At 62.8% G+C, this 1,234-nt stretch carries 1 protein-coding gene; it reads right to left on the bottom strand.

From position 1 onward, the window contains the following. Positions 1-117: 117 nt before the first annotated feature. Positions 118-1,234, bottom strand: a 1,117-nt coding sequence (locus ACFYO2_RS49635) for a reverse transcriptase domain-containing protein (protein WP_388364139.1), incomplete at its 5' end; no start/stop codon positions are given.

The raw sequence follows: 1,234 nt of genomic DNA, 5'->3' as shown, positions 1-1,234 counted from the left end.
TGTTGGGTCGGGGACGAGACGCCGTGCACTGTTTCCAGTGTCGGTTTTCCCGTCCCCGCCCGCCGAACCGGACGTGCCCGTTGGCCGAGCATCCGGCTCTCCACGTGATCCGCTGGATCAGGCGAGGTATTCGCTGACCTGACCGACGAAGGCCACATCGTCGTGGTTCGTCCGGCGGAAGCGTGCTCCGTCGGGATTGACCTCGTCGATGTTGTAGGGCGTGCTGATCTGCGCTCCACGAAACGTGTATCGCTGGACCCGCATCTTCGCCGGGTTGTAGAGGACGATTCCGCCCTCGGTGATGCGGTCTGCCCCGTAGTAGCGGCGCCGCAGCTGTTTCCAGGTCAGGTGGGGGTGTTTGTAGCGAATCCAGAGAATCAGCCTCCACCACGCGTACCAGCCGAGGTAGGAGAACGTTCTCTTCGATGCGCCGTAGCGGAAATAGGCAGCCCAGCCCCGAAGGACTGGGTTGACCGACCGCAGCACCGCCTCCAACGAGAGCGATGTCGTACTTCGCCCCGTCAGTTTCTTGATCTTGTGCATCACCGACGCCAAGGCGGGCTTGGACGGAATGGTGAGCACGACGCGACGGCCGTCGCCGAAGGGCCTTCGCTGGATGTGGAAGCCCAGGAAGACGAAGCCGTCGTCGATGTGGGTGATGTGGGTCTTCTCGTCCGAGAGAGTCATCTTCAGCCTGCGGGCCAGCAGTTCACCGATCTCCGCCTTGAGTGTTTCGGCCTCGGTCTTGGTGCCGTGCACCAGCACGACGAAGTCGTCGGCGTATCGCACCAGACGATAGTTCGGCAGTCCCTTTCGGCGTCGGGCTTGCCTTTGCCATCCGGGGCTCATCTCTGTGTTCCAGATCCGCGAGAAATGCCGGTCCAGGACAGAGAGATAGACGTTGGCCAGCAGCGGGGAGGCGACTCCTCCTTGCGGAGTGCCCGTGAGGGTCTCCGCGAATCCACCGTGCAGCTCGACAACTCCGGCCCGCAGAAACGCACTGACCAGTCGCAAGACCTTGCGGTCCTTGATGCGCTCGGCCACCAGGTCCATCAGGACGTGATGGTCGACGTTGTCGAAGCAAGCCTTGATGTCGCCCTCGATGACCCAGTCGTAGGTCGACGGCTTGCGGGTGAAGCGGTGGATTTCGGCGATGGCATCCTGGGCCCGACGGCCGGGCCGATATCCGTAGCTGGACGGGTAGAAATCGGCCTCGAAAATCGGCTCCAGGACC

Origin of the sequence: Streptomyces sp. NPDC006602, assembly GCF_042870385.1 — a bacterium.
GTDB lineage: Bacteria > Actinomycetota > Actinomycetes > Streptomycetales > Streptomycetaceae > Streptomyces.
The sequence above is the reverse complement of the archived record's forward strand: the minus strand, read 5'-3'. Positions and strand labels throughout refer to the sequence as shown.